10 protein-coding genes are annotated in these 13516 nt (G+C 48.5%); 3 read left to right on the plus strand and 7 right to left on the minus strand.

The window, feature by feature from the left end; genetic code table 11:
* Positions 1–191: hypothetical protein (locus tag ACO6VE_RS07700; protein WP_422460681.1), on the plus strand; the 191-nt coding region annotated here is incomplete at its 5' end.
* 27 nt (positions 192–218) lie between these two features.
* On the opposite strand, the gene ACO6VE_RS07705 is transcribed toward ACO6VE_RS07700, so the two are convergent.
* The 6 genes from ACO6VE_RS07705 to aroQ form a co-directional block, all read right to left on the minus strand.
* On the minus strand, positions 219–1472 hold the full coding sequence (locus ACO6VE_RS07705) for an MFS transporter (RefSeq protein ID WP_422460683.1): 1254 nt from the start codon (positions 1470–1472) through the stop codon (positions 219–221).
* Between the two features lie 174 nt (positions 1473–1646).
* Complete coding sequence (locus ACO6VE_RS07710; RefSeq protein ID WP_422460685.1) at positions 1647–4751, minus strand: hypothetical protein; 3105 nt, start codon at positions 4749–4751, stop codon at positions 1647–1649.
* Between the two features lie 199 nt (positions 4752–4950).
* Positions 4951–6864, minus strand: a complete 1914-nt coding sequence (locus tag ACO6VE_RS07715) for a hypothetical protein (protein ID WP_422460687.1) — start codon at positions 6862–6864, stop codon at positions 4951–4953.
* 30 nt (positions 6865–6894) lie between these two features.
* Positions 6895–7617 (minus strand): epoxyqueuosine reductase QueH, encoded by a 723-nt coding sequence (locus ACO6VE_RS07720; RefSeq protein WP_422446100.1) that lies wholly within the window; start codon positions 7615–7617, stop codon positions 6895–6897.
* Positions 7618–7714: 97 nt separating this feature from the next.
* Positions 7715–8962 (minus strand): hypothetical protein, encoded by a 1248-nt coding sequence (locus ACO6VE_RS07725; protein WP_422446098.1) that lies wholly within the window; start codon positions 8960–8962, stop codon positions 7715–7717.
* 102 nt (positions 8963–9064) lie between these two features.
* Entirely contained in the window at positions 9065–9826 is a 762-nt protein-coding gene (gene aroQ, locus ACO6VE_RS07730; RefSeq protein WP_422460689.1) for a gamma subclass chorismate mutase AroQ, read from the minus strand.
* Between the two features lie 240 nt (positions 9827–10066).
* On the opposite strand from aroQ, the gene ACO6VE_RS07735 reads away from it, so the two are divergent.
* Both ACO6VE_RS07735 and aceK read left to right on the plus strand, forming a co-directional pair.
* Positions 10067–11014: a 1-aminocyclopropane-1-carboxylate deaminase/D-cysteine desulfhydrase gene (locus tag ACO6VE_RS07735; RefSeq protein ID WP_422460690.1), complete on the plus strand. Its 948-nt coding sequence runs from the start codon at positions 10067–10069 to the stop codon at positions 11012–11014.
* A 16-nt stretch (positions 11015–11030) separates the two neighbouring features.
* Positions 11031–12836: a bifunctional isocitrate dehydrogenase kinase/phosphatase gene (aceK, locus tag ACO6VE_RS07740; RefSeq protein WP_422460692.1), complete on the plus strand. Its 1806-nt coding sequence runs from the start codon at positions 11031–11033 to the stop codon at positions 12834–12836.
* A 19-nt stretch (positions 12837–12855) separates the two neighbouring features.
* Here aceK and ACO6VE_RS07745 read toward each other — a convergent pair whose 3' ends face one another.
* Entirely contained in the window at positions 12856–13428 is a 573-nt protein-coding gene (locus tag ACO6VE_RS07745; RefSeq protein WP_422446090.1) for a PhnA domain-containing protein, read from the minus strand.
* Positions 13429–13516 lie beyond the last annotated feature (88 nt).

A 13516-nucleotide genomic window follows, 5' to 3' on the forward strand; every position in this document is an offset into this window, starting at 1 on the left:
TGGATTCAGAAACACGGAAAGAATGGAATGAAGCCAGCGAGAAAAGGAGAAGAGACCCACTTGGGCTTGATGAAATAGTGGAATGGGATTTGGATTCATTGGCGACATTGGATTCATTGGCGACAGAGTCAAAACTGGTCAACAACGATGACTGGATGGAAGAGTTCCTACAAGGGCTATGTTGTGTTTAAGGGTTGAAAGTGATTAAAGGCAGTTCCTCAGCATGCCGGTTTAGCCGTATCTTCGCTTTCCAGGAACTCCTCGGCATCAGAACGCGGGTCAATCTGCGCAACAATGGGTGTTGTTCGGGGTACTGGAATAAAGTGCTGCTCTTCGCTGGTGTAGATCGCAGGACGGTAAGCCATCCGAATCAGGAAGAAAAGACCGGTAACGCCCATCACCGTGATGAAATACAGCATCAGGCCTTCAGGAATATGGCTCATAAACAGTGAAGCGAAGATCGGGCCGATACACGAACCAAGGCTGTAGGCCAGCAGAAGTCCCTGGGTGCCGGCAACAATATCATCCGGGTGCATATGATCACAGCCGTGGCTGATGGCCAGTGGATAGAGCGTGAAGGTAGCGCCGCCAAACAGAAACAGTGCTGGATAATACAGCCAGCTCTCGTGGGAACTGAGGATCAGGGCAAAGCAAATAGCACAGCCAGCCAGGGCAACCAGAACCAACATTTTACGCCGATCAATAATATCGGACAGGTAGCCTACTGGAAATTGCAGTGCCATGCCGCCAATCATGGTGATGGCCAGAAAGAGCGCTACGGTGTGATCATCACTGCCGCTGAGATCGGCCAGGTAGATGGGCAGCATTGAATACAAACCACCCAGTACCAGGCCACCGGCAAAACAGCCGAGTACTCCGGAGGGTGTCAGTTCAAACAGCTTTCTGAATCCCAGGGTAGAAGCCTCTTCAATTTCCGGTGTCGGGATTCGGGTCATGGCTGGTGGGAAGATCGATAATGACAGCAGAATCCCGATCAGGATAAACGGCATCAGACTACTGCTATCCAGGAAGCCGACAAATAGCTGTCCGATAGCGTTGGCACCATAGAGTGACACCATGTAGAAAGACAGCACTCTGCCCCGGTTGGCGCTGTCGCTTTCACAGAGCAGCCATGACTCAACCACAACAAATATGCCCGCCACCGCCATGCCATTAAGGAAGCGCAGTACCAGCCAGCTGGTGGTATTCTCCGACAGTGCCAGGCTCAGTACGGTGGCACAGAGCAACGCCATAAAGCAGGCAAACGAGCGAATATGACCTACCCGGCAAACAATACTTTCTGAGCGAAATGACCCGGCCAGTAATCCCAGATAGTAGGCGGTACCCATAAGGCCGGCCAGAAAGTCATTGCCATCTGTCGCATTGATTCTCAGGGGAATCAGAGTCGTCAGGTATCCGCTGGCCAAAGCGAAAATAAACATGCCTGACAGTGGCGCAACAAAACTTATCATAGTTTGTAGCCCGATAACGGTGTTAACCAAATGAGCGATCTATTCCGGGTTTTATCGGCCTGACAGGAAAGCGGAATAGAGCAGCTCGACGGGATTGCAGATGTTCTCAGAAACAAACGGGTTAAGATAATACTATGGTTCAGAATCCGTTATTTTGAGGAACTCTGCAACTGATCAAAGCACTGTACATGCCCACCCCGCTGGTGCATTCTCATGGGCGCCAGGCTTCAATATCTTCTTTGGCACCAGCATTGGCCATTCTTTCAGGCGGCCATTGTCGGTGAAGTAGGGGCGCTTCTCGCCGACCACGGTGATACCACGTTTCTTCAGTACTTTCCGGGCTTCCTCCGAAGCCAGCGTTTCCTGCGTCAAGGTGCCCGGATTCATCCGTATACCTTCACTCTTCAGCCGCTGCACCTCTTGCGCCAGTGCCTGTTGCGTTGCCGGGCTTAGCAGTGATGGGTCATGTTCGTACTGCATCTTTTCCAGCAGCGTCATTCCCGCCGGAATCGCCACCTGCCGCAGATCATACCAGCTGTTATGAATACCATAAGTGACCCCTTTGTGCTGATCAGCCTTGCAGGCCCGGTGGCTGGGGTCTGAACAGACAATAATGCCAGCCTCGCGGGCTATTTTGCGCCGAACATTGTCATTAATAATCTGGTTCATTCTCTGCATTGGCTCAGTTGTCAATTCAAAGTTTTCAGAGATCCCGGAGCCGCCATGGTCATTCAGACCATAGACTTTGGTGTAGTCTTTTTTGCGATGATCCTGAAGTCGCGTGGTTATCCGCGCCAGATCAGCCGCACCGTGCATGGCGGCTTCCAGGTGACGTTGGAACTCACTCTTGTTGTCAGGCCCGGAGCTAAACTCTTCAGTCAGCTTCGCTGGTAAATCAAGACGTGCAGCATCAAAGCCCGGGGGCTCAGTCACCGTGAATCCGGGAAAATCAGCCCCGACCCCAAAACAACGGATAATGTCCAGTCGATCCGCAAAGCGTAATATACGCAGATACCAGCGCACAGGGTCAGGCAGGTTCTGCTCGTCTTTACCCCTGGTATCGTTTTCCTTGCTGACCATCGCCTGGGCCATATTACCCAGCAGCGGTTCAGGGTAGTGCCCGGTCAGGTCCCGTATGAAATAGCCCGCAGACCTTGTTTCTTCCGCTGATTTGTCGACATCTTCGGCAGCGGCATCATGGTAGATAATCGCCAGTGCCAGAAGTTCTTTTTCTATTTTTTCCAGGCGACGCAGCTGAAATTTTTCCAGCAATTCCATATACCAGAGCCCATTATTCCTGGCCCGCAGAACATGACTGCAGCTGTGCAGCGGTTTCCACACGGTTGGCATGGTCTGTCTGCCAAGGCTCTTGATCACCCGTTCCGGTCCCGGGCGGCGGTAATAATGCTGCAACACCGTCAGGATGGTTTTTTCATTATCACCGACATGATCAGGCAGGACCGGCGGTTCGCTGAAAGCGTTCACCACAAACTGTAACGCTGTGGGTGTCTCAGCTGCCAATGATGTTGGCGATGCGCCGGAATTGTTCTGATGGAGCGATTGTTTCAGGCTTGCATTTTCACGCCGAGCCCTCTGGACATACGTTGGCCAATTCCGGTACAGAGGATATGTTTCCCGTTGCTCCCATAGATTATCAAGCCATTTGATAAAATCATTTGGAGAAAAATCATCAACAATCATGCTCTCTTCACGATACTGCCTCTGCATATTGGATGTTAAAGATTTCATGAAGTTTTTGTTCAGGGAAGCTCCTGAGTAAAACAGGGCCAGTAAGTGAGACCGGATGGTGTCGAGAGCCGGGAACCTGCAATCTCTCACATATTGTTGCACTGTTTTTTCCAGAGCGTCCTGCCGTTGCTGTTGACTAAGCCCCTGGCAAATGCGGTCAAATTCAACAACGGCACCCGGACAGAAGGTCAAAGGTATCTGTCTGAGATGGAGCAGAGTCAGGAAGTCAAATGGACTAAAGGCAGCCAGCATGCAATTCATTATGTCCAGAGGCATTGTGTTACTGTCAAAACGGTCCATCCAGTACATGAATGACACGCACCACTCTTTCGGCAGACTTGCCCCACTGTGCAAAAGCAGCTGAAACATCCGGTAAGCTTCTTCCTCCTGTTTCTTGATGTGCTTCTGCTTGGGATGTGAGTATCTGCACATTTCGGAATCCAGGAGCATTTCGAGCAAAGATTCAAAACTTCCTTTATGAAAAAAAGGCTGGTGGATTGGCAAACCACTCTGTTTTAATCCCAGAAGTTTCTCGTAACTGTAAACACGGGGATCACTCACCAGCTGGATGGCCTGTTGCAATTTGTGCTCAACATCTGGTGAGACGGTTAATTCCGAGCTCAGTGCCTGTGTCCGCAAAGACATTGGCAGCAGATTTAACATGGCTCTGAAATTTTCTGGGGGTATGCCCTGTGAAATCGCAAAATAATCCAGAGAATCCTCATTCGTGGCCAGGTGTTTACTGTCCAGCTCCCCATCAAAATAGACCTGAACAGAACCTGTTCGGTGGCAATAAACAACCAGAGGCAATGATTCAAGCTCCAATGCCTCCTCACACTGACGCTTGTGCCGCAGGGTATCGGCAATATTTATCTGTGCATCAAGGTATACAACGAAGCATTTGATGTCTTCTTTGCCGTATTTGGTGAGCACCAGTTCCGGGTAATCCAGTTCAGGGGTGTCATTGCCGGGTTTCAATTTTGGTAAACTGAACGTTCCATCTTTTTGCAGGTGTCCCGAGGTGAAACGATGAGGATAAGCTCTCCAGGTGACTTGTTCGCCATGCTCTCGACGTCTATGAAACATTGTTGGCAGATCAGGCAGTAGCTTTGCTCGCAGTTGTTCCGGAGTCAAGCCAGGCTCCAGCAGCAGACGTTGAGTAAAAGCATCACATTTATAGACATACAGGCATTGTGGATCAACAATGCCTACCATCCATTGGCAATACCTCTTTGGTATGGGCTTGGTGGGCATCATTCCCCCCGGCAGGACGAGGGAGAAGGGTCTTGGTGACCCCTTACCTGAAAAGTACTGTTTTTCTGTATTTAAATAAATTCGCCGAAACGCCAGACGCCCACTCCTGGCGGCCCACAGTAGCGCTTGTCGCTCAGGCTCCCTGGGATGAGGAGTTCGCCGCTTGCAGTTCGATTTGCTGGCACTCCATTGGCCAGAGGCTGTTACGGACTGGGTGTCAGACTTTGGTTGAGGGCACAGGCTTGCGTAAGTCCCTGTTCCGTAGTCAACATCCATGGCAATACTCCATTAAAACTTGTCCTTCATGAGAGTAATTGGTTGGTGAAAAGTTCCATCACGGCCCTAAGGATCCGGCTTCTCTATCTTTCCAACGGTGTCATAACCGATTGAATTGGCTGAACAGGCCAACGAGTTAAGGAATGGAGCGAGTGGTAATTATGCGACAACTTCTAACCACAGAATTGACAGCAAACAATCAGTCAGACATCCGTAGTTCAGTGATCTTCGCTGTGTTACCGCCATGGATGGTCAACACATGGCCATTGATGCTAAAGGTGGCTGATATGATTGCACTATGATGGGAAGTGGTGGCTTTTTCTTCCCATGATCCATCGCTGTTCAGACCATAAACTTTCACTGTTCCATCGAAACTGGCAGTGACCACATGGCGGCCATCGACGCTAAAGGTTGCTAATCTAATATCGTTACCATTGGAGATGACGGCTTTTTCTCTCCATGATCCATTGTTCGTCAGGCCATAGATTTTCACCGTGCGATCTATGCTGCAGGTGATGACATGACGGCTATCGGGGCTGAATGTGGCATAGTAGACACTTTTGTTATGGGTAATGATGTTTTTTTCTTCCCATGATCCATCGTCCTTCTTGCCATAGATTTTCGCTTTGCCATCCGAACTGGAGGTCACCACATGGCGGCTATCGGCGCTGAATTTGGCTGAGTAGACTGTCTTGTCATGGGAAATGATGGCTTTTGCTTTCCATGATCCGTCTTTATCCTGGCCAGAGATTATCACCTTGCCATCGTCACTGGAGGTCATTAAAAAACAGCGACTATCGGGGCTGAATGTGACTGAGTTAACCTTTCCATTGCGGGAAATGATGGCTTTTTTTTCCCATGATCCATCGGCATCCAGTCTATGGATTGTTGCACTGCCCTTTTTTCTGGTGATCACCACATGGCGACTATCAGAGCTGAAGGTGACCGAGACAAAATGGGAAATAATGGCTATTTCCAGCCATGACCCATCGTCCTTCCTGGCATGGATTTTCGCCTTGCTATCCATGCTGGCGGTCACCACATAGCGGCTATCGGGGCTGAAGCTGGCTGTGTAGAGAAGGTCATCATGTGGAATGATGGCTTCTTCTGCCCATGACCCATCGTCTGTCAGGCCATAGATTTTTGCCCTCTTATCCCAACTGATGGTTACTACATAGCGACTATCTTTGCTGAAGGTGGCAAAATCGACCGTATCATCATGGGAAATAGTGGCTTTTTCTTCCCATGATCGTTCGTCCTTCTTGCCATAGATTTTCGCTGTGCCGTCGTTACTGTAGGTCAACACATGGCGGCTATCGGGGCTGAAGGTGGCTGAGCGTACCCAGTGACTGTGGGAAATAGTGGCTTTTTCTTCCCATGTTTGTTCGTCCTTCTTGCCATAAATTTTCGCATTGCCATCCATACTTGCGGTCACTACATAGCGGCTATTGGCACTGAAGGTGATTGATCTGACTTGCTTATCATGGGAGATAGTGCTTTTTGCTACCCATGATTCATCGCTCTCCTGGCCATAGATTTTACAGGCTCCAGAGTCACAGGCGATCACCAGGTGGCGTCCATCGGCGCTGAAGGCAGCTAAGTCCTTTAAACTATGACAGGGGATGCTGGCTAAAGTCTCTAATTTAAATGCTTTACATTGACACATCAGTTTAGTGAGAGTGGAAAAGAACAGAGCAGGAAAATAAAAACACGCCTGGCGATCCATAATTGACTTGACTAATGCCTTATCCTTTGTAAAACGGCTCAACCAATTCTCGAGTTGACCTTTATTTTTTGCAGTGAGGATTGTTTCCGTAATGGCCAGGTGTGATGAGGCAATCTGGCGATACCACGCCCTTATCATTGATGCATCTTTTTTGAGCGTGTTGTAAATGCATGAATTCACCTGTGTTAAACGGGCAATATCACGAGTCTGCAAATAGGTATAAATTTTGGCTTGTATTTCAAAGGGTAAATCGAGCAATAACGAAAGCTCATCCTTGTCACGAACAATGGCGTCCCTACGCGTGCTGATACCACTTCGTGTCCCATATTGAGATTGAACTGGTGTTGATGAAAGTGCATGACCGGAACTACTTTTTATGCAATCCATAAATAGTCGACATTATTTGGCGGATGGTTTTCACGAAGATTTAGCGATAATAGCACAGTCCTCTTTCCCGTCCTGCGCATTGTTACTCTGGCCGTAAAAATTCACCAGTCTTTTTATCCGGTTGCGTCCCTGGGCCATTCGGTAGCGGTTGGTGTCTCTCAGGCTGTATACGCAACCGCAGTATTCTTGTTGATAGAACGCTTCCCGTTTGGACAGCTCAATCATTCTCTGGCTGCCCCCCTGTTTACGCCAGTTGTAAGTCCAGTAGGAAACACCGGGGTAGTGCCCGGCAGAGCGGATGCCGCAGTCATTGATCTGTTCCATGTTCTTCCAGCGTGAAATACCCAGTGTGCTGGAGATCACCGTAAAGTGGTGTTCATAAGCATAAAGGGCGGTTCGTTCAAAGCGCATATCAAAACAGACGGTGCAGCGTTTGCCCCGTTCCGGCTCATTTTCCAGGCCCCGGGTGCGGGCAAACCAGTTGTCGGTATCATAATCAGCATCAATAAACGGAATATTGAGTTTGTCACAGAACCGTTTGTTTTCATCCTTGCGAAGCCGGTACTCCTCAGCGGGGTGGATGTTCGGGTTGTAAAAGAATACGGTCTGCTCAATACCCGATGCCTGAATCGCTTCCATCACTTCACCGGCGCAGGGGGCACAGCAGGAATGCAGCAGGATTTTTTCAGCACCATCAGGAATATTCAGAACAGGACGTTGATAATTTTCCAGGGAGAGAGGGGTGTTTTTCATGGCAGCCATACCAGTCTGACAGGTAGAGTGTTTACACAACCGGTAAGCATAGCAAAATATTGTCGTAAACCTGCTATCCAGCAGCAGAACCGATGGTTTAATCGCTCCTATTGGTAAACAGCATTTGTAATGCCCCCTGATGAGCCTCAAATAATTGATGGTAGTTTTGACAAAAGGCGTCTTCATTCGGTTCCACCAGTACCTCAATGGAAGGCGCTATACCTTTTGCCCAACCGGGTAGGTAGTACCCTTTGGCAGCACACAGTGCATGAATGATCATTTCTACAGTACCACCGGGTCCTCTGGCCGTTGGTGCCAAGTGCACATACCACCAGTGAATGCGAGGGATTACCGAAAGGTCGCCAGCCATCGCCTGATCAATTAAACCCTGAACATGCTGTAACCCCGGATTCAGTTGATCAGGATCCGTATGGATAATTAAAGCAGAGCGCTTATTCTTGCCAACATAATGCAAATAACAGTCACCAAAAAAATATTCAATTCCATAATTCTTGATTCTGGGGCTGGTCACTATTTGGGTTAGATAAACCTTATTCTCTCCTGCATTACCCACAACCACGCCATAATGTATATGATCAATTTCAAGGGGGTTTAGTTTATATTTGTCAGAGATGTGCTTGATAAACCTTTCTCCTGCCTTGGTTATGTGATTGATAAAGGATTTATTATAGGTCAGTTCAACCGCACGTTGTTTAGCACAGGAATAAGTAGAGTCTAGTGGGGTGTGGGTACAAATGGGATAATTACTCACTAATTGCAGATTATTACGAAGAAGGCCAAATTCTTCAGCACAGTCATTATTTCTGGTAATCTCAATGTGTTTACGAGTATTAATTGCTTTCTTAATTAACTCTTCAGCAGTGATTGTTCTTTTAATAATACTGTCTTTTACCCGATCAACAAATAATCTGAATTCTGAGTTAAAAACATCTGGATCACCATATGGAAGCCAATTATCTCTTTTAACCAGATGATTGGAATTTTCCGGCGGAATCATCAAAGGTGACAGCAATTGTTCATTTTTTACTGGCAAAACCTCAGTTTCTGGCGTTTTTTCAGGGATCTTGCTGGACTGCAGAGGATGGTCCAGGGGATTTTCCAGCCTTTTATCAGCAGTTACTGCTATTTTCCTAAGTGCGCCATTATCGGCTTGAGTGCATTGTTCAGGGGAATTACCGGTGGCATGCTGGATATTGACCATTAAATTTCGATTCGATAACTGTTTTACCGGTATTTTCTGATGTTCAACCGATGATGGCTGAGGGGGCAATAAAGATGACTTTGTCTGACTTGCAATAGGGGGGGGATGATTAATTGTGTTCACAACTTTGAATCCTTTGTTTTAGTGGTTATAAAAAATTTTCTGGATTTCAAGTCATCTTCGGCTTAAAAAATTCTTTTAATGTAAGCTGTCAATCAATCAGTTTTAAATCACACGTATCCTCTGAAGACATTCAAACATTTTTTCTTTGTCGTCTTCGGACAGGTGCGTTGCATTTACTAACCTGACAAAGTCTTGCTGCATGTTATTATCAAACTTTCCTCCATTGTAAAGATATGCGCTGATTTGACTCACGATCTGTTTACCAAGCTCTATCAGCCTGGGCCTGACCTCAGAATCCAGGTCACGGTATTTTTTATTTGCTGGCCTGGCAGAAGACCATTGATCAATATACCCCTGTTGAATAGCCTTGGCCGCATTCATCTGTGCCTGAAAAAAATGTTTCATGGAATCCGGGTCTAAACCAGCATTTTCAGCATCACACATGGCCTTCTTAAGCACCATTTTTTCTCTGGTCAAATCTTCAACAGCCCGATTCTCCCTGACCTTGAATAAGGCTACATCTTTCATATAAGTCAGCCGCCGGTTGATTAACTCAAAGATTCCATGTAATTGCTGATTTTTGTCTGGCAAAACCTCGGTTACTGGTGTTGTTTCAGGGGGGGTATCGGGCTGTAGAGTAAAGCCTGTAGAATTTACCAGCCTGTTTTGTTCAGTTATTGCAACTTTTTGAAACGTGCCATCACTGGCTTGGGCACATTGTTTCGGAGAATGCTTGATATTTACCATTAAATCTGGATCTGTTAGCGGTTTTACCGGTTTTTTTTTATCTTCAACCGATGATGGCGGAGGATATTTGGAATTTGTCGGACTTATCGTAGTGGATGCTTGATTAACCGGGTTCACAGATTCGAGTCCTTTGTTTAAGGGATGTAATAATTTTCTTTGATTCAAACCATTTTCAGGCTATCAGCAATACAGCTTAACAGGAGCTATCAATCAACAAACTAACTATGTTGTCAGTAACTCTAACGGACTGTCATTTATGAGGCAGGTTTCGGCGCACATTCAGTGAGATAAGCAGAATGAGCAAGCAGCAGTGCACAAGGCAGGAAATGGCTGGATTTTCATCGGTGGGGCAGGAATATGGTATTCGAATCTATTGAGCAATTGGCCAGGCGGGTTCCTGTTCAGCCAGTGAATACCGGGTGGCTATATGAACTGGGCGTATCCCTGGATATTTTGCGCCTGGATCAACTTGACCCCGAGATCAGCGGTAACAAGTGGTACAAGCTGAAACACAATCTTATTGCCGCGCAGCAGGAGGGCAAATCGGCCATTCTCAGCTTTGGTGGTGCCTGGTCCAACCATATTCATGCACTGGCTGCGGCGGGTCATCGGTTTGGCATGCCAACCATTGGCGTTATCAGGGGGGAGCCGGGGGAATCTCTGTCAGCAACCTTGACCGATGCGGTTAACTGGGGAATGCAATTACACTACCTGTCCAGAAGTGATTATCGTCGAAAGAATGAAGCCGGCTTTGTTCACCATCTTTTGCATCAATCAGGTTTGTCAGCCCGGGATGTGCATGTTGTACCGGAAGGCGGGAGTAATGTGTCCGGTGTGCAGGGTTGCCGCGAAATTCTGGCAGCCGGGGGCATCACTGCGGGGAGCTATGATGAGATCTGGCTGGCTTGTGGCACGGGGGCCACGCTGTCAGGGGTGGCGCTGGCTGCGGCAACAGAGATGCCACAGACGCAGGTGACCGGTGTCGCCGTCCTTAAAGGAGGCGATTTTCTGCGCGGTGATATTCATCACTACACCGGGCAGGCATTGGCTAACTGGACACTGTTGACGGACTATCATCATGGCGGTTACGCTCGCACTACCGAGGCGTTGCTGTCGTTTATCAAATCCTTTGAGATGGAGACGGCAATCCCTCTGGATCCGGTATACACCGGCAAGGTCATGTTTGCCATTCGGCATTCACTGGCGGAAAACCTGAAGCAAGGCCTTCCCTGCCGGGGCAGACGGCTGTTAATGGTTCATACCGGAGGGCTTCAGGGGCGGCGCGGAATTGATATAAAAATATAAGAGCAATGGTGCAGTGATGAATACTTCAATAGCCCGACAGATTGCCAGAATTGTTCTTGAAGGGTTCAGTGACTATCGAACACGCTTTACTGACATCACCCTGGGTGCCCGGGACCGTTTTCTGAAGGCGGACTGGAGTGCTGCACAAAATGCTGCCTCAGACCGGATTAACCTTTACCATGTTGCCGTCACCGATGTGATGACAACCCTGGCATCCCGGATTGAAGCGTCCTATCTCAGCGACAGTAGCTGCTGGCAGGATGTGCATGACGCTTACCTGGATTTGATCTCTTACCGGACCGACCCGGAACTGGCGGAAACCTTTTATAACTCCATCTACCGCAAGTTGTTCAGGGGCGAAGCGGTGAACCCCCGTCACTGTTTTATTCAGTCGGAATTTGATGGTTTTAAGGTGCACAGCGCCAGGGGCATTTATCGATCCTATGCTTTTAATGATAAAAGTAATGACCAAAGCCAGCAGCAGGGGCTGGTCAGCCAGGTTGGCCAGATACTGGATGATTTTCAGTTTGAACTGCCCTGGGAGTACCGGCGCAGGGATATTCGCAATATTATCCATGCGTTGCAGAAAGCTCAGCCATCATGGGTTCGGCGCAGTAATGTTCGGGTGGATGTGCTGAAGTGGGTCTTTTATCGGAATAAAGCCGCTTACCTGGTGGGAAGGCTGGTGGCCGGTGACGACCTGCAACCGTTTGTGCTGGCGGTTCTGAATAATGAACAGGGTGCGCTCTACGTTGACGCCCTGCTCTGTGAAAACGACAGTGTTAGTGTGCTGTTCAGCTTTACCCGCTCTTATTTTCTGGTTGATGCCCGGATTCCCTCCGAGTGTATTGAGTTTTTGCACACGCTGGTGCCTGAAAAAAAACGTGCCGAGCTTTATAACTCCATCGGTTTCTTCAAGCATGGTAAAAGTGTCTTCTATCGGGATTTTCTCCAGCATTTGCACCATTCTGCTGATCAGTTTGTCATTGCACCGGGTGTCAAGGGCATGGTGATGTCGGTGTTTATGCTGCCTTCCCTGGATATGGTGTTTAAAGTCATAAAAGATCATTTCGCCCCGCCCAAAGATATCAGCAAGGCCATGGTTAAAGACCGGTACTATCTGGTAAAAACCCATGACCGTGTAGGGCGGATGGCCGATACTCAGGAGTACTCCAATCTGATATTGCCCCGTTCCCGGTTCAGTGATGAGTTGTTGCAGGAGTTGCGGCAGGTAGCGCCCTCTACCGTTCTTGTCTATGACGATAAGGTGCTGATTCGCCATCTATATACTGAGCGGCGAATGATGCCCATGAATATCTATGTTGAACAGTTGGTTGACCATGGCAACGAGCAGGCACTGGAAGCGGTGCTTGATGAGTATGGCCGGGCGATCAAGCAACTGGCCGCTGCTAATATCTTCCCGGGCGATATGCTGCTGAAAAATTTCGGGGTCACTCGCCATGGTCGTGTGGTTTTCTACGATTACGATGAAATTATCTATCTGACCGAGTGCAATTTTCGCGAGATACCGGAGGCGCTCTATCCAGAGCAGGAAATGTCCGCTGAGCCCTGGTATTCCGTTTCACCGGGGGATATTTTTCCGGAAGAGTTTCCGGTGTTTCTGTTTCCTGATCTGGCCATCCGCAAACGTTTTACCCGTCTTCATGGTGATCTTTTTACCGCCAGCTACTGGCGCAGTGTTCAGCAGCAGATTTCCCAGGGGCAGGTGATGGATGTATTGCCATACACGCCATCACTGCAACTGAAAAAACACCATGTTGACCGGGCTGCGTCCCGTCAAAAAACAGCGCCTGTGGTTTAACAGGCGCTACTTATGGTGTTCACGCTTTTTTCAGGTACTTGGTCAACAGAACAATTCGGACACCATTGACACGGCCTTCGATCTGTTCAGGATTACCGGTCAAAGAGATATTGCGTACAGCTGTGCCGCGCTTGGCAGTAAAGCCAGCACCTTTGACCGGCAGATCCTTGATCAGCGTGACTGTATCGCCCGCATTCAATACACTGCCGTTGCTATCCAGTGTGGGGGCTGCTGATTCTTCACTGCTTAATCCGGACTCTGCCCACTCACGGGTCTCATCATCCAGATACATCATATCCACCAGGTCCCGGGCCCAGCCTTCCGATGACAGACGGTTGAGCAGACGAAATGCCATGACCTGAACGGCGGGAACCTGGCTCCACATACTGTCATTCAGACAGCGCCAGTGATGAGTATCCATGGTATTTGACTGGTTGATCTGCCCAAGGCAGTTATCACAAACCAGAAGGCAGTGGTCCGGATGGGATGCATCGCTCTTTGGCGGCACAGGGTAAACGCTCAGGTCATTTTTTGAACTGCACAGTTCACATTGAGCGCCGCTGCGCTCCATCAGAGTTTGTTCGGTAGTCATAGAAGGGAATATTTGACCAAATGGAGGGAAGGCTAGTATGCCTGTAATTTCAGAAATCTCCAATCAGGGACTTATCAAGTACTGCTGT

Origin of the sequence: Endozoicomonas sp. ALB115 (assembly GCF_049310245.1) — a bacterium.
Lineage (GTDB): Bacteria > Pseudomonadota > Gammaproteobacteria > Pseudomonadales > Endozoicomonadaceae > Endozoicomonas.

What these genes read in the sequence shown, in the direction of transcription:
- ACO6VE_RS07705 (WP_422460683.1), bottom strand. Translation starts at nt 1,472, where the DNA reads ATGATAAGTTTTGTTGCGCCACTGTCAGGCATGTTTATTTTCGCTTTG.
- ACO6VE_RS07710 (WP_422460685.1), bottom strand. Translation starts at nt 4,751, where the DNA reads ATGGATGTTGACTACGGAACAGGGACTTACGCAAGCCTGTGCCCTCAA.
- ACO6VE_RS07715 (WP_422460687.1), bottom strand. Translation starts at nt 6,864, where the DNA reads ATGGATTGCATAAAAAGTAGTTCCGGTCATGCACTTTCATCAACACCA.
- ACO6VE_RS07720 (WP_422446100.1), bottom strand. Translation starts at nt 7,617, where the DNA reads ATGAAAAACACCCCTCTCTCCCTGGAAAATTATCAACGTCCTGTTCTG.
- ACO6VE_RS07735 (WP_422460690.1), top strand. Translation starts at nt 10,067, where the DNA reads ATGGTATTCGAATCTATTGAGCAATTGGCCAGGCGGGTTCCTGTTCAG.
- aceK (WP_422460692.1), top strand. Translation starts at nt 11,031, where the DNA reads ATGAATACTTCAATAGCCCGACAGATTGCCAGAATTGTTCTTGAAGGG.
- ACO6VE_RS07745 (WP_422446090.1), bottom strand. Translation starts at nt 13,428, where the DNA reads ATGACTACCGAACAAACTCTGATGGAGCGCAGCGGCGCTCAATGTGAA.